The following is a 20,552-nucleotide window of genomic DNA, read 5'->3' on the forward strand; positions in this document are numbered from 1 at the left end:
ATAAAAAGGAGCTTTCACGTGAAAAAAGATGGTCATATTCATACGCCTTATTGCCCTCATGGAACAAAGGATCAAATGAAACATTATATTAATAGAGCAATAGCGCAAGGCTTTACTGATATCACTTTTACTGAGCATGCCCCTTTACCCACTCATTTTATTGATCCTGCACCAGCCAAAGATAGTGCAATGAAAAATGGTGATATTGCCAATTATATAGATGAAGTTGAGCAGTTAAAACAACAATATAAAAAGGAACTCAATATTCATATCGGACTAGAAGTGGATTATATTGAAGGGTATGAAGACGAAATAACGGCATTTTTGAATGAAATCGGCCCAAGTATCGATGACGCCATCTTGTCTGTTCATTTCCTAAAAGGAGAAACTGGTTATCATTGTTTAGATTACAGTCCTGATGTCTTCCAAGAAATGATTAATGAATATGGATCTATCGATGCCGTATATCAACATTATTTTCGTACAGTTCAAAAGTCCATCTTAAGCGACCTTGGTCAGTATAAACCAACTAGAATTGGACATATTACTTTAGTTAAAAAATTCCAAAAAAAATTTCCCGTTGAACAGGAATTTGAAAAGGAACTTAGTGATATTTTGAATGCTGTTAAAGATAAGCACTACGAACTGGACTATAATGCTGCTGGGCTCATTAAGCCGCTATGTCTTGAAAGTTATCCTCCGGCATCAGTCGCACAAAAAGCCATGAGTATGGGCATTCCCCTTGTATACGGCTCCGACGCTCATCAAGCAAAGCTTGTGGGATGCGGTTGGAATAAGTTAAATTCCCAGTTACAAAACATTTAATAATGTCACCTGCTGCTCTTTTGGCACTTTCCTACAAACAACATGATCAATCCAAGCATGAGTCTCACGTACATATTTCTCCACAAAATAAGTTTCATGAGGAACAAGGTAAAGTACTTCTGTTAAGTAATGAGTATTAAGAAATGGCATAGTAAGCAGACTCTTCCATTGTAGGATTAAATACGCCGTCGTGTTTAAGTAGAATTCTTTCGTCTTGAATCCTTGTTCAAAGATTCTATTGAGATAATACTTCTCCTTTGTTAAATAAGTGGACATAATTTCTCGAACCATTTGCGAATCGATCGACATTTCTCTAATAATCAGTCTCGTTAATTGCACATTTTCAAATTGGAAATAAAGGATATTTTCAGCAACGGCCTTTAGGGAATGTGTCGATCCTCGGTCTAAGAGATTAAACCCTTTCTCAATTTCTTGAATATATGCTTCATAATATTCCGTTAAACATTGCTCTAGCAACCCATTCTTATTACCAAAATAATAGGATATATTAGCAACATTTGTTTTTGCTTTACTGGCGATATCCCTAACAGATGTTCCATTAAACCCTTTATGGTTGAAGAGATAGATAGCTGCATCAATTATTGCCACTTTAGCATTTTCTTTCATGCGCTCTTTCGCCTCCCTATAACAAGATTTTTGTTCAAATATCCGCTGTTCTTGTTATAATAAATCTATTCTTGCATAAAAGAGATTTTCCTTTTATTAATTGTCGACAAAGTCTCCCCTTTTAACCTATTTTATGGCATAATACCTTAAATACTTAAAGAAAGCATGGTGATGCATGATGTTTAACGTCGAAAATTATCAAGGAAATAAAGAAGAAAATTATCAATTAGTAATTAAGCAACTTGCTGCACTATTAGAAGGTGAAAAAAATACAATCGCCAACTTAAGTAATGCTTCTGCCTTATTAAATCAATTTTTAGACCGTACAAATTGGGTTGGCTTTTATTTAATGGAAGAGGGAGAACTTGTTCTCGGACCATTTCAAGGATTGCCTGCATGTGTAAGGATTCCAGTCGGTAGAGGTGTTTGCGGCACTGCTGCTTCTAGACAAGAAACGCAAAGAATTGCAGATGTCCATGCTTTTCCTGGCCATATCGCATGTGATGCGGCTTCTCAATCGGAAATTGTCATTCCTATCGTAAAAGATGGAACATTATTAGGTGTCTTAGATATTGATTCTCCTGAAAAAAACCGCTTCGATGAAATAGATGAAAAAATGCTAGAAGCGTTTGTAAAAGAATTAGTGAAGTTCTTATAATTTCAAGAAATGCGAACAAATGGGAGATATGCATTTGTTCGCATTTTGATTAGATGATGTTATTTCAATTGATACAACGCTTCAGAGAGATCTGCTTTAATATCTTCGAATGCTTCTAATCCCACTGAAAGCCGTAATAAATTATCTTCAATCCCCATTTTTTCTCTCTCTTCTTTAGGTACGACAGCATGTGTCATCGTTGCCGGATGTTGAATTAAAGTTTCTGCATCACCTAAACTCACAGCCACTTTAATAAGACTTAGATGATTCATCAATGCCTGTGCTTCTTTTTGTCCTCCTTTAATTTTAAAAGAAATAAGCCCCCCAGGTTGCTTCATTTGTTTTGCGATAATCTTAGCTTGTGGGTGATCAGCAAAACCTGGGTAATAAACCTGCTCAATTTTTTCATGATTTCGTAAAAATTCGGCAAGAATAGCAGCTTGTTGGCTGTGTCGGTCTAATCGAATAGCTAATGTCTTGATACCTCTTAATAAGAGCCAAGCATCAAAGGGAGATATAATACCACCTATATCCTTTCTTGTTTGTCTCGCGATGTCGTCCATCCACACTTTTTTACCAGCCACAATGCCAGCAATGACATCTCCATGTCCACATAAATACTTTGTTGCACTATGGATAACAATATCACACCCAAAGGAAATTGGGTTTTGCAAATAAGGGGAACAAAAGGTGTTATCTACTACAACAGGGATTTGTTTTTCTTTACCTATTGCTGCGACCATTTCAAGATCAACAATATCAAGCGTGGGATTAATCGGTGTTTCAATGTAAATACAAGTGGTTTCTGGTGTAATACAACTCATTAACTCTTCTCTAGAGCTCATAGTAGAAAACTGATGTGAAATCTGGTACTTTTCTTCTAATAAATGCAATAGACCATATGTGCATCCATATACTCCTTGTGAGCATAAAATATGGTCTCCCGCTTTCGTTAATGTCATTAACACAGATGAAACAGCTGCCATTCCAGATCCAAATGCTAATGCCACTTCTGCCCCTTCTAATTCTGCCATTCGTTTTTCTAAGATCTCAACAGTCGGGTTACCTAAACGTGAATAAACATACCCTGCTTCTTCAGAGGCAAACCTGCGAGCACCTTCCTCTGCACTTGAAAATGTAAATGTAGCTGTTTGAAATAAAGGTGGTATTAAACTGCCGTTATATACTTGACTATCATAACCAGAGTGAATACATTTGGTCTCTATTCTTTTCTCTTTACCTTCCAAGGATATCTCCTCCAGAATTATAAATTGAAAACGCTTACAATAATAAAAACAAAAAACATTATCGTATCACCATAGGAATATCAAAAACTTTTCTATAATTCAGAATATGATACAACGCAAGAATTTTCAACGATTATTATTATTTATGGTTGTCTAATTAAACAAAGAGGCTGGTATAAGTGGCATGAACTAAATAGGATTGGGCGTTTGTGAACGATAAGTAGCCAATTTGGACTTAAAAGTTCTCATTCTAAAACCCATCTATTTAATTTCTATCCAACTAAACTAACCAACCTCTTAGTCTCTATCTTTTTCTAAAAAAACAACTTTATTTTTCCCTGCATTTTTCGCTTCATATAATGCTACATCAGCACGGTGAAATAAGGTTGCATAGCTCTCATCTTCATTAGCTTTCCAATGTGAAACACCACATGAAATACTCACATTTGGACTCGTTAATCGACTCACTTTTTCCTTTAATCTTCTAGCGATTGAAACACCGATCTTCGCATCTACATTTGGAAGATAAATCGCCAGTTCCTCTCCTCCCCATCTTGCGCCCACATCACCCACTCTAATATGATGAATGATGATATCTGCCACTTGAATAAGGATATCGTCACCGACTTGATGACCATATTCATCATTAATCATTTTAAAATCATCAATATCGATTAATATTAAAACACCTTTTTCATCACTTTTTAGTGATTGTTCCACTTGATTATCCAAATAACTTCGTGAAAAAAGTTGCGTTAAGTGATCGGTTACGACTAACTTTTCTAATTCCTCTCTTAATAACGAATTCTTAAATGCAAGCGTTGTATGATGAATTAATGCTTGGAGTAATTTAAATGAATCAAACGGAAAGTAATAAGGCATAGGGTGCAAAATCACGACAAACCCCCACATATCCCCTAAGTTTCCCATAGGTACGGCCATAAGAGAACGGTAACTAGCTTTCATATGGGGAATCGTTAAATCGCCAATAAAGAGCGCATCTTTCTTCTCTAACATCAGTTTTTGCACATATGTTACAAAGGCTTTCGATTTTTTTGCAAAGAAGAAACTGGTGCTACCACTTAATGGAGTCCATTTTTCACCATCTTGAGACAAGAAAAAACCCACTTCTTCTGCGTGAAATGATTTCTTTATTTGTTCTGTCATAAAATGAATCGTCTCTGTAAAACGCAGATCAGCATTTAATTGCTGTGATGTTTCGTTTATAAATTGCAAATCACCAATTAATTGTTGTGATTGTTGATGTAATTGAATATTTTCAATAATTGCTCCTGTCATTTTCGCAATTAAACCAAAATACTTTTGATCTGCTTTAGGAATGGCATATATCCCTTTAGTAATCACTTGGAGAACACCATATACCCCCTGGCTTCCTAAAAAAGGAGCATATAGAACAATGTCGGTTGATGTTTGTTCTATTGTCACTTCCCCTGATACATACGCTTCAAGTGCGAGACTGTTTTCCTCCTGATAATCTAGATCCCTCACTGGTAATTGATTGATTTCTTCATAATCATGTGTCAACAATAAATAATATTGAAATGAAGGATAGAGCCTATCCAGAATTTTTAACATTTCACTTAATAATACGTCCAATTTTAATATTCTATGAAAACTAAAACGTTCGACAAATGCGAACAATTCCGTGTAATGCAGTTTTTCATCGTAAAGCTCATTTATTTTACCTTTAAATAACATATAGGAACTCAAGACATCTGTAAGCTCATTCATAAATGGTTGGCTCAACATAAATTGTTGATCCTCCCTTAGCAAAACCAAATACTCTGGTAAGCCATCTAACCGCTGAAGGAAGAAGATGAGTAAGCGTCCATCTTTACTCGAATAAGCTCCCTGTTTTTTATTAACATACAAAGGATGATTTTCACGATAAACCTCATCTATAGGAATAATAGCAGGTAAAGACAATAACTCAGCATGGTATTCCCCTTCAATGACATATGCCTTTCTCCACTCATTTACGAAATAAAATCCCGCTGCTATACATCCTAAACTAGTAGCAACTTCTTTAACAAAATCATCAAATTGATTCTTAGAAGTGTTTCCTTTATATATAAGGTCTAATATTTTACTTTTTATTTCTAGTAACGCTTTTACTTCTTTTTCCTTATCCATAGTTATATCACCTATATTCAAAAGTGGTTTGTTTATCACCCACATTTTAGATAGAATATGTACTAAATCCAGATGTATAAAACAGACATAATTAATCGTCTCTTAAATGGTATGGGGATTATCATTTTTATGACTTAACAAATGACATAAAAGGATAATCGCACTTAAATATATTTATTATTACACTTAGCTATTTTTTTCTATACTATAGTTCTTTTAACCTACTTCAAAACAGATACTTTAGAACTATATTATATCATATATTTTACAATATCAATCAATCTTTATTATAGTTTTTACTATATTCATAAGGAATTGACTCATTTTCATTAATTGTTTTCAACTTACAACCTCGACATCAGAGATTACTGATTGACTACATATTACACTCAGTAAAACATTGACTTCTAATCAATAAAGATTGTATAATAGTCTTTGTGTAAAATATCGCAGCTTTTGTGTGTACTTTAATGTTTCATTTTGTTCCTCTAACAATCTTTGTTGATGGGGTATTGTGTAACCCTCTGCTGCGAGGGCGAAGATACTTGAAAACAAAATGTGCGTAAAGATGACCACAACTGTTTTTATTTTACCCAAATAAAAACAAAAAGGAGGAGTCATATTATGGCTCGTTATACTGGCCCAAGCTGGAAATTATCTCGTCGTCTTGGTATTTCTCTAAGCGGCACTGGTAAAGAATTAGAAAAGCGTCCTTACGCTCCTGGACAACATGGTCCTAACCAACGTAAAAAATTATCTGAGTACGGATTACAATTACAAGAGAAGCAAAAGCTTCGTCACATGTATGGTGTAAACGAACGCCAATTCCGTAACTTATTCGATAAAGCTGGTAAAATGACTGGTAAACACGGTGAAAACTTCATGATTCTTTTAGAATCTCGTTTAGACAACGTTGTTTATCGTCTAGGTTTATCTCGTACTCGTCGTCAAGCTCGTCAACTTGTGAACCATGGTCACATCTTAGTTGATGGCAAGCGTGTAGATATCCCTTCTTACCGCATGCAACCAGGTCAAACAATTACTCTTCGCGAAAAATCTCGTAACCTAGATATCGTGAAAGAAGCAGTTGAAGTTAGCAACTTTGTTCCTGATTTCGTATCTTTCGATGCAGATAAACTTGAAGGTTCTTTCACTCGTTTACCAGAGCGTTCTGAACTTCCAGCAGAAATTAACGAATCTCTTATCGTTGAGTTCTACTCTCGTTAATATTAGCATTAAGCATTTTAATGCTAATAAAACCCTTGAAATGTTGTTAAATCAACATTTCAGGGGTTTTTTCGTTTTTATTTACTTTGCAATACAGGCCAAGATAATGCACTGATTTGGGACCAACTTGGTCCCAAAAATATGAATAGAAAAAAGCCCGTTTGCTTCATATTATTACTCATTCTTCAAATCCCCGAACATCGTACTTGACGGCTCACAAGGAATAAAAGAACTTACAGAATGACTTTGTCTTAGAACTATATTTAGTTAAAAGGAATTTCTATTTTATTATTTTTATGAATATCTTCAGTTCCGGAATCCAAAGCTGTTTTGTAATACCAACATTTATGCTTGATGAGTTCCATTGTCTTGTTTAATTCCTCTAGTTGTGATTCCACTATAGCTTTTCGTTCCATAAACATGTCAAATCTTTGTTGCAAGGTGGAATCTCCTTCAGAACACCAATCAATAAAATTTTTTATTTCTTTAATAGGCATTCCGGTGGCTTTTAAACATTCAATTATTTTTAAAGCGTCGATATCGGATTCTTTAAAAATCCTTGTTCCCCTAGCAGTACGTTCTATAAATGGCATAAGTCCTTCTTTGTCGTAGTAGCGCAGGGTATATGCGGTTAGATTCAATTCTTTAGCAACCTCGCTGATAGAATATGTCTTCATTATTACTCCCCTTTTCTTTTTTTACGATATAGACTTCGAGTTAACTCTAGAAATGAAGGAAATTATATCACGATATTTGTTGATTGGCAAAGTCATCTGTTAATTAGAAATTTGGGGTAAAAAGAATAAACGTACCATTTGACCTAGAGTTAACTATAAGATTTAAACTGGATTAGGTAAGAGAGAAAAAGCAAGGATTGAAATGAATAGAAGCTATTTTAACATGAGTTCTTAGTTTAATCTGGTTTAAGTGTTATATAAAATGGATTGGGTCACGAAGATCGGTCAATACATTTTTTTAGCACAAAATAACTGATTTGGTGCAGGCGCGGGGTTGTTGCTAATTATCATAATTATCACAGTAACTCTCACAAGGTTCTCATTGTAGCCTGAGGATTTGGTCACAAGCGTTTGAAGTATATTGACGTCATCAGTGCCTATCCTAATGGGCAGGATTATAACTTATGCTACGGCTATAGACCAAATGTAGATTCAATCGTATTAGCTGCGAGAAATAAAGACCAGCTGCATGAAAATATTGTATCGTATATTTTAAAATTAACGGATGACGATATTAGACAAATCACGGACTTAACGGCACTTGAGCCTATCTATCCATTATGGCATCGTGCGATAAATTCAAACTCATCTAATAGAGCGTCAGATTCAGAAAAGGTATATTTTGAAGAATACAGTAAAATGATGAAAAGCAAAAATCGGGATTTATAAAGAAAAATTCAGGGCATAGGTTTTAGCGAACAAATAAAGACGAACGACATCAAGATATCTTGTTATCGTTCGTCTTTTTAGTTACTAATATTTAATTTTTATAGGGGTACCGCCATTGGCTGTCCCCCATAAATATCACTTACGTCATTCACATTGTACTGATGTCAATTACAAATCTATACTTCACATCGGAAGCTACTACACGTTCATAAGCCTCGTCAATTTGATCAGCTGAAATCACTTCAATTTTAGGAGTAATATTATGTGTAGCACAAAAATCCAACATTTCCTGTGTCTCCCGGATGCCTCCAATCATTGAACCAGCAAATGAACGACGATGACCGATTAAATTGAACACGTTTAGTGACAGTGGTTCTGCAGGCGCACCTACGTTTACTAGCGCTCCATCAAGATTGAGTAGTCCTAAATAGGCATCCAGATTAATCTTTGCACTTACCGTATTAATAATTAAGTCATAGGATCCGGCAAGTTTCTCGAATGTTTCTGTGTCACTTGTTGCATAGTAATGATCTGCACCTAACTTCAGACCATCGTCCATTTTCTTCAATGTTCGAGACAGAACAGTGACTTCAGCACCCATTGCATGTGCAATTTGAACCGCCATATGTCCAAGCCCCCCCATACCAACAATTGCTACTTTCTTGTTAGGACCTGCTCCCCAATGGTTTAATGGAGAATATGTTGTAATACCCGCACAAAGTAATGGTGCTGCTACGTCAAATTCAATATTATCAGGTATTCTGAGTACGAAATCTTCCGATACGACAATGTGGGTTGAATAGCCACCTTGAGTGGGTTCCCCGTATTTATCAACACCTGCATAAGTATCGACTTTTCCTTTTAAACAATATTGCTCTTCTCCTTTACGGCAGTTCTCACACTCACCACAGGAATCAACCATACATCCGACTCCTACTCGATCCCCAACCTTATACTTTGTCACCTCGGCTCCAACATCTGTGACGATTCCCGCAATCTCGTGTCCGGGTACAAGTGGATAGTTCACTGGACCCCATTCACCATGAGCAGTATGAATATCAGAATGACATATGCCCGCATATTTAATTTCTATCAGAACATCTTGTGAATCAAGATCACGTCTTTTAATTTCTGCAACTCTAAATGGTTTGTCTGGACCGTCTACTGCTCTTGCTTTAGCTGTTATCATTTGTTTAAACCTCCAATAATTTGATTTTCAAAGAAAATTGACCTGTTTGTTTCTTACAAAACTAGAATAACCCCTATAGTTAACTCTAAGTCAAGGTATAAGTTTATATGCAGAATCAAGCTAAAATCACATAATAGTGATACTGCGAATTTAGAAAAGAGCGAGGTTTGAACCAAGGAGATTTCGCTAAAGCAATTCGTGTTTCAAGGCAACTGGATAGATGTGAATTTACTTAATAAGTAATCAATATGTGAAAAGATGTTTTTTAAACAAACAGCTGTTTAGGTAAAGAGCCCCTCTCGATTGAGAAGGGGCTTTATTAAAACTCGTCATAACTTACTAAAGAAAAGTCATCCTTATTTAATTTCCTTTTACAATTATCCATGTAATAACAAACATTATTCTTGAAGTTTTTTATAATGTCTACTAAGGCATCCTCAATTTTCAAGCCATATCCTACTGCTCCCTCAAAACCACCTAAAGGATCTTTTAGTTTTAGATTTGTATAACCAATAAAGGTATTAGATTCTTTTTGTTCATAGATTCTCACTTTAAAGGAACCAAAAGGAATTTGGTCACCTTCATATACTTCTTCAAAAAAAGTTAAAGCAGATACTTCAAACTCAGCCACTAACTTTTCAATTGTATTAATTTTCTCTATTTCTAAATCCTTCCAACTCATTCAATCCCCCCATGTTTCGGTTAACCAAAAGATTATACTGTTATTTGGAGCTCAATCAATACTTTTATTCTTTTTATACCTAACCATGCCATAAACTTCATCTAATACTTGAGTTCCGGAGTATTTCCCGAAAAGGAAACTGCTTAGACAATTCACCTATGGAGAACTTTTTTGGATTACTAAATCAGGAAATGTATTTCAGAAAACACGCTGCTCATTTGAGAAAATTAAAAGAGAATAGATCATTTATTATATAAATAAGCGCATAAAGAAAAAAATGGCAGACATGAGTGGTTCAATACCATGTTCATGCCAGCCAAATCGTTGCTTAATATAAAGCTCTAACTTTTAGGAGTCACTACTATATGTTGGTTTTTCTTTATTTAATAATGATATACCTCCTTGCTTAATACTTAAACAACATGGCAACCATCTCATGCCCCGCACCAATAGTCCAAAATAACACCGTATCGCCTCTTTTAATTCTTCCTGTTTCAATACCTTCATATAAACAAATAAAAGGACTACTTGTAGTGGTATACCCATACTTATCACCTATGTAGATGATCTTCTCCTGGTTGATTTCAAAATGTGATTGTATTTTCTTAATGTTTGATAAAGCAAATTGAGAGAAACAGTAAGCATCTACGTCTCCTATTGTTAGGTTATTTCTTTCAAGCAATTCTTCGATCATATCACAAGCTACTGGAATGGCCATTGCTCCATCAAAAGGTAGGAATACAATATTTTCTGCTTGTCCTCTCGTTTGAGAAAAACCTGCCTGCGGATAGACAATATTATCTTTATTCGCAGAATCCACTTCGAATATGGCATCAATAAAACCTGTTTCTTCTGTTGTTTTTTCTAAAATAAGAGCTGCTGCTCCATCAGCAAAGTTGGCAAAGGTTATCTCTTGCTGAGGGTGAGAAATGAGGCTATTCGCATCCGATCCAATCACCAATGCTTTCTGCACACGTGGATTGGCCATCATGTAACGTGACACATTTTCCACTGTTAAAGTCATACCTGCGCAATTTGCATTACTATCATATATCATTGTATGATTCTTGGCACCAATGGCCTCATGTACATACATCGCATGACTTGGAAACGTCCTTTCAGGTACCTGTGTGGAAAAGACGATCAGATCTATATCCCCTCCAGCCATTTCAGCCTTAGTTAATACCTTTTTCGCTGCTTCTATTCCCATTGATAAGCTATTCTCCTTACTGTTATCAATGATGTATCGCTCTTTTCTTCCCATGATTTCAAGGAAATGGGTAATATCCCTCCCTTGTTTCTTAAAATGTTCAATATAAAAATCATTTGTCACAACATTCTCCGGATGATAGATAGCTATTGCACGCATTTTAATATTCTGTTCTGTCACTTTCGATTCTCCTCTTGATATGATTTCTTTTCCATATAAATAAGTATGAAGAGCTACCCAAATAGAATAGCTCTTCATACTTATTTAAGCCTCTTCAACACTTGCTTGTAAAAGACCCGCGTTTCTCGCCACTCTTGCCAATTGCATTTTGAGGACTACATTTTCCTTAATCGTATAGATGACTTTCTTGAAGCCTGTCTCTTTGTACATTTTCATCACTTCTGTCAAATTATCAGACAGCTCTTGAGATAAAAGCTTCATTTCCGTACAATCAACAAAAAGGTCATAATCCGGTCCATTGATCGGACCGATTTTTGCCACATATTCCTCAACAAAAAGCTTTGCATCCTCCATCGTCATCTGCCCTGCTACAGACATATTTACTATTTTACTTGCTTCATTCACATGAATCGTTGCTTTTTTCATTTTCCTATAACTCCTTATTATTTTTTACTCGCATATAGGTCTTTACACCCACAAACGAGTTATAAGACTATATAAAACTATTAGTCTACTATAATAATATCGGATGATTAATAAAATTTTTACTAGAATATAGGAAAATAGACACAAAAAAAAACACCCTATTAGGGTGCAAAATACTTTTATCACTCATATGTTAACAAAATTGAACTCCTTTAGACTTTTCTTTCTTCGAAAAAACTCCTTGCTACATTCGGAAACATATAGAATGGTTACATTGTTTTTGAACTAGATATATCATTGCTACTCTTCATATAAGTTTCACGTTTAAGATAGATTAATAGACCACCTATAACCCACCAGCCTGCAAAGATGACCCATTCATATGGCCAGATTAATGCAGCAGGCATTCCTGGGAAGAAGAGGACAATAAAGCCAATACTTAATAGAACCGCTAACCAACCGACAATATTAGAATTACCTGCTTTGAATGGTCGAAGCATATCTGGTTCATTTTTACGTAATTGCAAAAAGGCAATAGAGACGATTAAATAAGCAAAGAGAACGGCCAACCCACCAGCGTCTACTAACCATACAAGCATTGGACGACCTAAGAGTGGCGCTAACATTGATAGTCCACCAATAAAAAGAATCGCATTCGTTGGCGTTTTATTTTTGGGATGTAAGCGACCAAACCAAGCGGGAATCATTTCCTTCTCTGCCATTGAGCAAAGAATACGACTACCCCCAATAATAAAGGCATTCCAACTCGTCAGTATCCCAGCAATTCCTCCAAGAATCAAAATGGTAGCAAAATGATCAGAACCATATATGATTGCCATCGCATCCGCGGTTGGTAAAACCGATGTCGAAAGAATTGTTTTATCTACTGCTATTCCTACTGCTATGACTACTCCAATATAAAATATAACAGCAAAGGCGACTGACATTATTAAAAGGCGTCCAATCGATTTTGGAGGTATATTCATTTCCTCAGCCGTTTGTGGGATAACATCAAAACCAACAAACATAAATGGAGTCATCACTAGAACAACAATAATACCTGAAACGCCCCCTACAAAAAGTGGTTCAGCATCTGCTAAGCTTCCAGTCACACCGGCACCTGCAATGAGCATGACACCAATTAAAGAAATCACAATCGTTAATACCATCTGTAAAAAGGCAGCTGATTTCACACCAAAGAAGTTAAAAATGGTAACAAATAGGGCACCTGCTACTCCTACTAAAACCCAGGATAAATAGACATCATAATCATTGATGGTGTACATATAACCAACTTTGTAATTAGGAAACAAATATTCTACAACGGTCGGCAGGGCAACTGCTTCAAAAGCGACGACTGAAATATAGCAAAGTGCTAACCCCCAAGCAGCAATAAAAGCGGACTTACGTCCAATCCCTCTTTCTGCAAAAATCATCGTTCCCCCATTTGTCGGCATCGCTGATGATAATTCTGCATAAGCAAGTCCGACAAAAGAAACTAAAATACCGCCAACAATAAAGGCAATCGTTGCTCCAACAGAACCGGCAGTATGAACCCAGTTGCCTGAAAGCACAACCCAACCCCAGCCAATCATTGCACCAAAAGACAAAAACAACACATCGAATCGAGACAGGACTTTATTCTTGTTAATAAAATTCAACCCCTTCAGATTTAATTGCCATCTAATGTTTCAAAAGTTTGTATAGATACTGTTTTTATCTCTGTAAAAAACTCAATTGCTGCTTGTCCCTGTTCTCTGCTACCTGAGCTTGATGCCTTCATCCCCCCAAATGGTGCTTGGGGTTCTGCACCTCCAGTCTCTCCATTGACTTGAACCATACCTGCTTCAGCATGTTGAATAAAATGAAATGCTTGGTGAAGATTATTCGTGAAAATAGAAGCGCTTAGGCCATATTTAGAGGAATTCGTTGCTTCTAATGCCTCCTTGTAATTCGCTACTTTCCTTAAACAAAGTACCGGGCCAAAGATTTCTTCCTTAACAATCGTCATGTTTTCTTTCACATTTTCAAAAATTGTCGGTTGAATATAGTAACCATTATGCCAATATGTATCAGCAAGCGACTTACTTCCGCAAACAAGCTCTGCACCTTCTTCCAATCCTTTTTGGATATAGGATTGTACTTTTTCATATTGTCTCTTTGATACCACCGGACCAATATCTGTCATCTCTGATAATGGATCTCCTATTTTCAATTCATTGATTCTATCCTCCAATATCGTTCTGAAAGAATCATAGACTGCTTCCTCAACATAAACGATGCCCGTTGCTGTACAGCGTTGCCCAGATTGTTTCATTGCACCGTCTATACAGGATTGTGCAGCAAAAGATAAATCACAATCAGCCATTACAATCGCAGGGTTTTTCCCGCCTAACTCAAGTTGATACTTCTTTTGCTGAGATGCAGCAGTAACAGCAATTTGATTGCCCACGTGGTTTGACCCTGTAAATGTAACTGCAGTTATGTCTTTATGACGAACTAATGCCTCACCAATCGTTGCTCCTGAACCATTAACCATTTGTAGCACATCTTTAGGTAACCCTGCTTGCCACAGAATTTCTGCTACTTTTATTGCTGTTAATGTAGATTCCTCTGATGGTTTCCAAACAACTGTATTTCCGAAAACTAATGCAGGGGCCATTTTCCAGATTGGGATGGCGATGGGAAAATTCCATGGAGAAATAACAGCTATCGGCCCAATCGGCACTCTTGAAGAGTAGAGGGTTTTTCCAATATACGCAGAAGGAAGACACTCTCCAATTTGTCGCCATCCTTCTTGCCCATAATATCGAAGAATCGCTGCAGCTCTTCCTATTTCACCTCTCGTCTCTCTTATAATCTTTCCTGTTTCTTTTGTCGCAAGTATAGCCAGTTCTTCTATATTTGCTTCTAATAAATCTGCAGCTACACGTAAGATATCCCCACGTTCAATTGAAGGCTTGTTTTTCCATTTTAAAAAGGCTTGCCTAGCAGAAGTAGCCGCTAAGTCTACTTCCGCTAGGGATGATTCTTCTACTTTTCCAATCAATTCATCAGTATTAGCAGGGTTGTAGCGCATATACTTTTTTTTATTTGTTTCAATCTTCAACCTTCTAACACCTCTCTCTTTATATTCGAAATCGCCTGGTCAAGGATATTAACCATCTGCTCTACTTCTGCTTTGTTTATGATGAGCGGCGGTGAGAAAACAATCGAGTCATGATCATACGTAACTGTTCGCAAAATCAACCCTAGCTTCGCAGCTTCCTTTACAATGAGTGGACTTAAATAATCATCAAAACGCTCACCAGATTGACTATCTTTGACAATGTCAATGCCACCGAGTAAACCAAACCCTCTTGCTTGTGTCACGATTTCATGTTTTTCTTCTAAGTACTTTAGCCCTTTATACAATTCCTCTCCCATTTTTTTCGCGTTCTCAATAAGACCATTCCTCTCAATAATTTCAATATTTTTCAAAGCAACATTACAAGCAACTGGATGACCGCTATACGTATAACCATGCAACAGAGTGCCCTTTGAAAGCGTCTTGAAATCATTGTGTAAGCGATCATTAAGCGCGACACCACCTAATTGGGCATATCCACTTGTTACCCCTTTGGCAAAACAAAGCATATCTGGTTGAATCGCTTCATGTTCAATGGCAAAGTATTTTCCTGTTCTTCCAAAGCCAGTAATGACTTCATCGATAATCATTAAGATGCCATATTCATCACATATTTTTCTTATCTCTTTAAAGTAGCCTTGTGGTGGGAGATTGACTCCGCCTGCGCCTTGAACAATCTCAGCAATAAAAGCGGCTATCGTTTCAGGTCCTTCCTTCTCTACTAATGTACGGAATTCTTCTACGCTCGAATTTACATAGTGAAAATGGGGTGCATTAGCATTTGTAAAATCACGAAACGGTTTTAACCCTGTAGCACTTGTAGCCCCCATTGCAACACCATGATACGACATTTTCCGGGAAATAATTTTTTGGCGCTCTGGTTGACCCTTTAATATCCAATAATGTCTTGCTAATTTAAATGCTGTATCGTTTGATTCGGAACCCCCTGATGTAAAAAAGACAGCATTCAAATCTCCTGGTAGTATTTTTGACAACTTTTCTGCTAAGCGAATCGCTGGCTCATTACTAAAAGTGCTAAAATTAGATGTAAAAGCGAGTTTAGACATTTGTTCATAAGCTGCTTCAGCCATTTCCTTCACACCATGGCCTATATTGACATTCCAAAGCGAGGACATACCATCAATAACTTTATGTCCGTTCGTATCTGTCAAATATACACCCTTACCCTCTGTAAATATATGGCTCGGACCTTCCGCCTGTTGCTGTGCAATTGAGCTAGTTGGATGGATAAAATGCTTCTTGTCTAATTCAGATAACTCTGTTGTTAATAATGTCGTCATGTCAATTCCTCCATTATGTGATTATTTCGAATAATATAATTTATAATGCAATTCTTATGCCAAATTTATAAAACTTATTAAATGAAGCCACTTCTTTATGATTAATGAATGTAATAATTCATTTTTGACTTTTTTAATTAATAAATTAATTATTAATTAAATTTTGAATTATTGTATAATTAAAGAAAGGTTTTTATGCAAAGGAGTTTTTTATATGGAAAATTCATCACTTCATCACATAATAGAAACGATTGTTCTCACATCCAATAATAATATTACAATTACAAATGGCGTAGGCGAAATCTTATATTTCAATCCAAAACATTGGTCTGTTTATGGTGTAAAGCAAGAAGATTGCTTAGGTAAAACAGTTTATGAATTAGAGGCAAAAGGCGTATTTAACCCTTCAATTACAGCATTAGTAATAAAAAAGAAACAACAAGTAGAACTGATGCAGCAAACGCTAACAGGAAAAATCATTATGACTACCGCCTATCCAATATTTGATACTAACAATCAAATACAATTCGTAGTGAGCTATGCTCAAGATCAAACGGAAATAAATAAACTTCATCTACAATATAAAGAGCTAGAGCGACAAATCAAAAATTATCAGCAGGTCGTAAAAGCACTTAGAGAACAAGAAAATGCCCAATATCGTAATAAAAAAATGGAAGAAATCAAACGAACGATTCATCGGGTAGCCAATACAAACGCAACCGTCTTATTATTAGGTGAATCTGGTGTTGGAAAAAGTATGTGGGCAAGAAAAATCCATCAACTAAGTAAAGAAAAAAACGAACCATTCATTGAGGTAAACTGCAGTACTATTCCAGAAAGTTTATTCGAAACGGAGTTTTTTGGCTATGAACCAGGGAGCTTCACTGGGGCACATAAGCATGGGAAAAAGGGGTTAATTGAACAAGCACATCATGGTACATTATTTTTAGATGAGATTGGAGAATTATCGTTATCTTTACAAGTCAAATTATTAAAAGTACTTGTAGAAAAGACGTTTAAAAGAGTTGGCAGTAATACAGATCGAACGAGTCATTTCAGACTGATTACAGCAACGAATCGCCCATTAGAGGAAATGGTCAATAAAGGTGATTTTCGCCTTGATCTTTACTATCGTATCAATGTGATTCCCATTGAAATTCCCCCTTTAAAAAAACGGAAAGAAGACATCATCTTTTTAGTAAGTCATTATCTGTCCATCATGAACAATAAATATCATATGGAGAAAGAGCTTCATAATGAGACTTACGAATACTTAACAGAGTATCATTGGCCAGGAAATGTGCGCGAGCTTGAGAATTTAATAGAAAGACTTGTCTTAACAGTTGATTCTGTCATTATCTACCCAAGTCACCTACCCCAAGCACTCTTTAAAAACAAGCAAATTGAACCAGACCTCATTGACTTACCACTACTAAAGAATAATGAAAGCTTAAAAGAAAGACTAGAAAGAATTGAAAAACATATTCTCTTACATACGTATAAACAATATCCCTCAAGCTATAAAGTAGCTGAATTACTAGGAATTAGCCAAGCATCTGCTGCTAGGAAGCTAAAGAAATATCGCGCAAATAGAGAGCTATAGCTTCTATTTGCTTTTTTACTATACAAAAAGGGCCACTCAATTTCTTCTACTATTTTTTTATTCAGCAACATATATAGATAAAGAAATAACTATTAAAAATGATATGAGATAAAAGAGAAAAGATCTAAATAAAAAAATTTACAAAAAAAGGTTTGAAATAAAACTATTAAGGATATTTATCTATTGTAAAAGGAAAGGTTTTTTTTAAACTTAAGTGACATATGTGTCACTTAAATTCTAGACTTTCTCCTTTTCATTAGGTACAGAAAAAAAAGGAGCGAAGCAATGGAAAAGACAAAAAGTGTGGTAGTCATCGGAGCGGGTGTTGCAGGATTAGCTAGTGCGATACGATTACAAAAAGCAGGCTATGATGTAGAAATTTATGAAAGAGATAGTAATCCTGGAGGTAAAATGAATCGTATCGAAAAAGATGGCTTCACATTTGACCTCGGGCCGACTATCGTGATGATGCCCGAACTATACAGAGAGATATTTGAACTTGCCGGAAGAGATCCTGATGATTATATTCCTATGCAAAAACTCGATCCGATGTACGCTGTTTTCTTCAGTGAACAGGTTCAAGATCATTATGAAATATCCTCAAACTTAGTTGAATTAATGAAAACACTTGAAGATATTGATGAGAAAGATGCCCAAGGATTCCTCACCTATTTAGAAAAAATATACAAACGGTTTTTAGTTGCCAAAGAACACTTTCTACAAAAACCTTTTAGGAACGGAAAAGATTTTTACAACCCCAAAGTATTGAGGCAAGCGCTCAAATTAAGAACATTAGATAGTGCAGATTCATTTATTGGAAAGTACATCAAAAATGACAAAATAAAAAGTATGCTGAGCTTCCAAACATTATATATTGGGGTTTCGCCTTATACTGGACCCTCTTTATATACGATTATCCCAATGATTGAAATACTTTATGGGGTCTGGTTTATAAAAGGTGGAATGCATACGATGGCAAAATCAATGGAAAAACTTTTCTTAGAACTAGGAGGTAAAATTAATTACAACTGCGACGTGCAACAGATCTTAATAAAAAATGGAAAAGCATATGGTATACAGGCAAACAACCAAGTTGTCCATTCTGATTATGTTATGTGCAACGCAGACTTTCCTCATGCCATGAAACATCTCATTCAAGATCAGCGCACTAAAGGAAAGAAATATACAGATAAAAAGATTGATCAAATGAAATATTCATGTTCCTGCTTTCTCATGTATATAGGGTTGGATAAAAAAGTGGAGCAACTAGACACTGTCCATAATTTTTATATTAGTCAATCTTTAAAGAAAAACATTGACGATATATTCGAAGGTAATCAATTAAATGACCCCTCTTTTTATGTTTATATCGGCTCAAAACTTGATGAAACAATGGCACCTAAAGATAAAGATGGTCTCTATATACTTGTTCCTGTTTCTGAGCTCTCTACAGCTAAGGATGAATGGACGCATGAAACCTCGCAACACTACCGCGAGCAAGTCATGAAAAAATTATCAACCATGCCTGGATTCGAAGATATTGAAGAACACATTATTTCTGAAACACATATCACTCCAATGGATTTCAAACATCGATTTAACGCTTATAATGGAGCGTGTTTTGGATTAAGACCAAATTTGACCCAAAGCAATCACTTACGCCCGCAAAGTAAAGCTACTTATTGTGAAAATCTTTACTTTACCGGTAGTAGTACACATCCTGGCGCAGGCGTACCGATTGTTTTATTATCAGCAAAAATTGCCTCAGAGGAGCTTATATTAGATGACGAGAAAGCATACGAGAAAATTTAAGGGGGGCATGTAATGAATCAGCAGCTATTAGACGATTATTATTATTGTGAAAAAATCATCCAAAACTATTCAAATAGTTTTTACTATACCTTTTCTCATCTACCGAAGGAAAAAGCGAATGCAGTGTATGCCATTTATGCTTTTTGTAGAATGGCAGATAATGCGGTCGACCTTCATGACAGTACGGCGGAAAAAGTTACCCGTCTGGAGCAACTACACGATGAACTTGTCCTGTTTCAACATAATAAGGAGCTAGATTTACCTTTATGGAGAGCATTACGAGATGTATTTAACCGCTATGAAATGAATATTCAACCTTTTTTTGAACAATTAGAAGGACAAGCAATGGATATTTCCTTCAAAGCCCCTCGTACAATTGATGAGTTGTTGAAGTATAGTTATCATGTAGCCGGAACTGTCGGCCTTATGCTGCTACCTATTATCGCTAAGACGCATTATCAACAACTAAGACCAATAGCTATTAAATTAGGAAATGCTATGCAATTAACAAATATTTTACGAGACATTGGTGAAGATTATCGCAATCATCAACGTATATATATCCCAGAAAATTTGCTAGTAAAATATCAATATTCAACTGGAGAACTTTCAAGAGGTGTGATTAACCCTTCATTTATTTCAATATGGGAGGAACTTGCCCAAAAGGCCGAAAGCGAATATGACAGCTTTGAAACGAGCTATCATCTATTTGATCGTGACTCTCAATTCCAAGTATTATCCGCTGCAAGAGTTTATAGAAGCTACTTAGCACAAATTAGAAACAAACAATATAACTGTTTTAAAGAAAAGCATGCGATGATCTATGATGATGTGGCGGATATATTAAATAATACAAGAATGGATTTAGCTAATTAAGG

The 20,552-nt window shown here is 35.9% G+C and carries 18 protein-coding genes; 7 read left to right on the forward strand and 11 right to left on the reverse strand.

From position 1 onward, the window contains the following. Positions 1-18 precede the first annotated feature (18 nt). Positions 19-825, forward strand: coding sequence for a histidinol-phosphatase HisJ (hisJ, locus tag LG276_RS17625; protein ID WP_251162566.1), 807 nt, complete (start codon positions 19-21; stop codon positions 823-825). On the opposite strand, the gene refZ is transcribed toward hisJ, so the two are convergent. Next, the gene (gene refZ / locus LG276_RS17630) at positions 811-1,452 is read right to left on the reverse strand and encodes a forespore capture DNA-binding protein RefZ (RefSeq protein WP_251162565.1); all 642 of its coding nucleotides are present in this window, start codon (positions 1,450-1,452) and stop codon (positions 811-813) included. The two genes, hisJ and refZ, sit on opposite strands and share 15 nt — an antisense overlap. Before the next feature lie 178 nt (positions 1,453-1,630). On the opposite strand from refZ, the gene LG276_RS17635 reads away from it, so the two are divergent. Continuing rightward, a complete protein-coding gene (locus LG276_RS17635) occupies positions 1,631-2,110 on the forward strand; it encodes a GAF domain-containing protein (protein WP_251162564.1) in 480 nt (159 codons plus the stop codon). A gap of 59 nt (positions 2,111-2,169) precedes the next feature. Here LG276_RS17635 and megL read toward each other — a convergent pair whose 3' ends face one another. Then, positions 2,170-3,357, reverse strand: a complete 1,188-nt coding sequence (gene megL, locus LG276_RS17640; RefSeq protein ID WP_251162563.1) for a methionine gamma-lyase — start codon at positions 3,355-3,357, stop codon at positions 2,170-2,172. Positions 3,358-3,654: 297 nt separating this feature from the next. After that, positions 3,655-5,511, reverse strand: a complete 1,857-nt coding sequence (locus LG276_RS17645; RefSeq protein ID WP_251162562.1) for a GGDEF domain-containing protein — start codon at positions 5,509-5,511, stop codon at positions 3,655-3,657. A 624-nt stretch (positions 5,512-6,135) separates the two neighbouring features. Here LG276_RS17645 and rpsD point away from each other — a divergent pair. Next, on the forward strand, positions 6,136-6,738 hold the full coding sequence (gene rpsD / locus LG276_RS17650; RefSeq protein ID WP_095372261.1) for a 30S ribosomal protein S4: 603 nt from the start codon (positions 6,136-6,138) through the stop codon (positions 6,736-6,738). A gap of 263 nt (positions 6,739-7,001) precedes the next feature. On the opposite strand, the gene LG276_RS17655 is transcribed toward rpsD, so the two are convergent. Continuing rightward, entirely contained in the window at positions 7,002-7,415 is a 414-nt protein-coding gene (locus LG276_RS17655) for a MerR family transcriptional regulator (protein WP_251162561.1), read from the reverse strand. A gap of 411 nt (positions 7,416-7,826) precedes the next feature. On the opposite strand from LG276_RS17655, the gene LG276_RS17660 reads away from it, so the two are divergent. Continuing rightward, complete coding sequence (locus LG276_RS17660) at positions 7,827-8,144, forward strand: hypothetical protein (protein ID WP_251162560.1); 318 nt, start codon at positions 7,827-7,829, stop codon at positions 8,142-8,144. Positions 8,145-8,292: 148 nt separating this feature from the next. Here the strand turns inward: LG276_RS17660 and LG276_RS17665 are convergent, their stop codons facing one another. The 7 genes from LG276_RS17665 to LG276_RS17695 form a co-directional block, all read right to left on the reverse strand. Beyond that, on the reverse strand, positions 8,293-9,333 hold the full coding sequence (locus LG276_RS17665; RefSeq protein ID WP_251162559.1) for an NAD(P)-dependent alcohol dehydrogenase: 1,041 nt from the start codon (positions 9,331-9,333) through the stop codon (positions 8,293-8,295). 319 nt (positions 9,334-9,652) lie between these two features. Then, entirely contained in the window at positions 9,653-10,015 is a 363-nt protein-coding gene (locus LG276_RS17670) for a hypothetical protein (RefSeq protein ID WP_251162558.1), read from the reverse strand. A 406-nt stretch (positions 10,016-10,421) separates the two neighbouring features. Continuing rightward, on the reverse strand, positions 10,422-11,384 hold the full coding sequence (locus LG276_RS17675) for a ketoacyl-ACP synthase III (RefSeq protein ID WP_224936188.1): 963 nt from the start codon (positions 11,382-11,384) through the stop codon (positions 10,422-10,424). A gap of 105 nt (positions 11,385-11,489) precedes the next feature. Beyond that, the gene (locus tag LG276_RS17680; protein WP_095372256.1) at positions 11,490-11,831 is read right to left on the reverse strand and encodes a hypothetical protein; all 342 of its coding nucleotides are present in this window, start codon (positions 11,829-11,831) and stop codon (positions 11,490-11,492) included. 269 nt (positions 11,832-12,100) lie between these two features. Beyond that, positions 12,101-13,492 (reverse strand): APC family permease, encoded by a 1,392-nt coding sequence (locus tag LG276_RS17685; protein WP_306470047.1) that lies wholly within the window; start codon positions 13,490-13,492, stop codon positions 12,101-12,103. 11 nt (positions 13,493-13,503) lie between these two features. Continuing rightward, a complete protein-coding gene (locus tag LG276_RS17690; RefSeq protein WP_224935736.1) occupies positions 13,504-14,940 on the reverse strand; it encodes an aldehyde dehydrogenase in 1,437 nt (478 codons plus the stop codon). Then, positions 14,937-16,259 (reverse strand): aspartate aminotransferase family protein, encoded by a 1,323-nt coding sequence (locus LG276_RS17695; protein WP_251162557.1) that lies wholly within the window; start codon positions 16,257-16,259, stop codon positions 14,937-14,939. Before LG276_RS17695 ends, LG276_RS17690 begins: the two co-directional genes overlap by 4 nt. A 214-nt stretch (positions 16,260-16,473) precedes the next feature. On the opposite strand from LG276_RS17695, the gene LG276_RS17700 reads away from it, so the two are divergent. From LG276_RS17700 to LG276_RS17710, 3 genes are all read left to right on the forward strand, one after another. Next, positions 16,474-17,862: a sigma-54-dependent Fis family transcriptional regulator gene (locus tag LG276_RS17700; RefSeq protein ID WP_224938754.1), complete on the forward strand. Its 1,389-nt coding sequence runs from the start codon at positions 16,474-16,476 to the stop codon at positions 17,860-17,862. 285 nt (positions 17,863-18,147) lie between these two features. Continuing rightward, entirely contained in the window at positions 18,148-19,674 is a 1,527-nt protein-coding gene (locus tag LG276_RS17705; RefSeq protein WP_281202178.1) for an NAD(P)/FAD-dependent oxidoreductase, read from the forward strand. A gap of 12 nt (positions 19,675-19,686) precedes the next feature. Further along, complete coding sequence (locus tag LG276_RS17710) at positions 19,687-20,550, forward strand: phytoene/squalene synthase family protein (protein WP_251162555.1); 864 nt, start codon at positions 19,687-19,689, stop codon at positions 20,548-20,550. Positions 20,551-20,552 lie beyond the last annotated feature (2 nt).

It is taken from the genome of Cytobacillus kochii (assembly GCF_044790165.1).
Taxonomy (GTDB): Bacteria; Bacillota; Bacilli; order Bacillales; family Cytobacillaceae; genus Cytobacillus; species Cytobacillus kochii.

Excerpts from the sequence above, each read along its gene's own strand:
- LG276_RS17665 (WP_251162559.1), bottom strand. The coding sequence starts at position 9,333 with ATGATAACAGCTAAAGCAAGAGCAGTAGACGGTCCAGACAAACCATTT.
- LG276_RS17705 (WP_281202178.1), top strand. The coding sequence starts at position 18,148 with ATGGAAAAGACAAAAAGTGTGGTAGTCATCGGAGCGGGTGTTGCAGGA.
- LG276_RS17700 (WP_224938754.1), top strand. The coding sequence starts at position 16,474 with ATGGAAAATTCATCACTTCATCACATAATAGAAACGATTGTTCTCACA.
- LG276_RS17695 (WP_251162557.1), bottom strand. The coding sequence starts at position 16,259 with ATGACGACATTATTAACAACAGAGTTATCTGAATTAGACAAGAAGCAT.
- LG276_RS17680 (WP_095372256.1), bottom strand. The coding sequence starts at position 11,831 with ATGAAAAAAGCAACGATTCATGTGAATGAAGCAAGTAAAATAGTAAAT.
- LG276_RS17670 (WP_251162558.1), bottom strand. The coding sequence starts at position 10,015 with ATGAGTTGGAAGGATTTAGAAATAGAGAAAATTAATACAATTGAAAAG.
- rpsD (WP_095372261.1), top strand. The coding sequence starts at position 6,136 with ATGGCTCGTTATACTGGCCCAAGCTGGAAATTATCTCGTCGTCTTGGT.
- LG276_RS17655 (WP_251162561.1), bottom strand. The coding sequence starts at position 7,415 with ATGAAGACATATTCTATCAGCGAGGTTGCTAAAGAATTGAATCTAACC.
- LG276_RS17635 (WP_251162564.1), top strand. The coding sequence starts at position 1,631 with ATGTTTAACGTCGAAAATTATCAAGGAAATAAAGAAGAAAATTATCAA.
- LG276_RS17645 (WP_251162562.1), bottom strand. The coding sequence starts at position 5,511 with ATGGATAAGGAAAAAGAAGTAAAAGCGTTACTAGAAATAAAAAGTAAA.
- LG276_RS17675 (WP_224936188.1), bottom strand. The coding sequence starts at position 11,384 with ATGCGTGCAATAGCTATCTATCATCCGGAGAATGTTGTGACAAATGAT.
- LG276_RS17710 (WP_251162555.1), top strand. The coding sequence starts at position 19,687 with ATGAATCAGCAGCTATTAGACGATTATTATTATTGTGAAAAAATCATC.
- refZ (WP_251162565.1), bottom strand. The coding sequence starts at position 1,452 with ATGAAAGAAAATGCTAAAGTGGCAATAATTGATGCAGCTATCTATCTC.